The organism is Pseudomonas aegrilactucae (assembly GCF_019168305.1).
Lineage (GTDB): Bacteria > Pseudomonadota > Gammaproteobacteria > Pseudomonadales > Pseudomonadaceae > Aquipseudomonas > Aquipseudomonas aegrilactucae.
The window spans coordinates 1-1030 of sequence record NZ_JAHTBI010000186.1 but is presented as its reverse complement, the minus strand read 5'-3'; the positions used below and the strand labels follow the sequence as shown (position 1 = coordinate 1030).

The following is a 1030-nucleotide window of genomic DNA, read 5'->3' as shown; positions in this document are numbered from 1 at the left end:
GGGGCCCACTCGGCGGGCATGTGGAAGCCGTCGGCACGCGGCGTGGTGTTCAGGGTTTTCATGATCAGGATTCCAGTGAACCGTCGAGGGTTTTGATCGCACCATACAGGTTCGGGCGCCGATCACGGAAGGTGCCCCAGGCGCTGCGCACGTGCTCCAGGCGGTCGAGGTCGAAGCTGTGCACCAGCACGCCTTCTTCGGTCTGGTCGAGTTCTTCGACTTTCTCGCCGAACTGATTGGCGATGAACGAGGCGCCGTAGAAGGTGATGTCGTAGCCGTCCTGTTCTTCGCGGCCGATGCGGTTGCTGGCCACCAGCGGCATCAGGTTGGCGCCGGCATGGCCCTGCTGCACGCGTTGCCAGTGTTCACGCGAGGTGATGTTGGCATCGTGCGGCTCGCTGCCGATGGCGGTGGGGTAGAACAGGATCTCGGCGCCCTGCAGGGCCATGCTGCGCGCGCACTCCGGGAACCACTGGTCCCAGCAGATGCCCACGCCGATCTTGGCGTAGCGGGTTTGCCAGACCTTGAAGCCGGTGTCGCCGGGGTTGAAGTAGTACTTCTCGTGGTAGCCGGGGCCGTCCGGGATATGGCTCTTGCGGTACACGCCCAGGTTGCTGCCGTCGGCGTCGATGATCGCGATGCTGTTGAAGCGTGCGCGGCCGGCCAGTTCGTAGTAGCTGATCGGCAGCACCACCTGCAGTTCCCTGGCGACCTGCTGGAAGTGCGCGATGGCGGCATTGGTCTCGGTGCTGGTGGCCAGTTGCAGGTAGTCGGCGTTGGGTTTCTGGCAGAAGTACGGGGTTTCGAACAGCTCCTGAATCAGGATGATCTGCGCGCCCTTGGCCGCGGCTTGGCGCACGAGTTTTTCGGCGCGGGCCAGGTTGGCCTCGCGGTCCCAGGAACAGGCCATCTGGGTGGCGGCGACGGTGACGGTACGGCTCATGGGGAACCTCCTCGGAAAGGTGCTGGGGCAGTTGAGGAGGACTTTATAGCCGATAAAAATCGGTAAATGAAGCTTGCTTTAAAAAAA

Annotated in this window: 1 protein-coding gene; it reads right to left on the bottom strand. The window is 62.8% G+C overall.

The features are described 5' to 3' along the window. Positions 1 to 64: 64 nt before the first annotated feature. On the bottom strand, positions 65 to 943 hold the full coding sequence (gene aguB / locus KUO17_RS26475; protein ID WP_217978490.1) for an N-carbamoylputrescine amidase: 879 nt from the start codon (positions 941 to 943) through the stop codon (positions 65 to 67). Positions 944 to 1030: the final 87 nt, after the last annotated feature.

Coding starts and splice junctions, on each gene's coding strand:
- aguB (WP_217978490.1), bottom strand. CDS start 943: ATGAGCCGTACCGTCACCGTCGCCGCCACCCAGATGGCCTGTTCCTGG.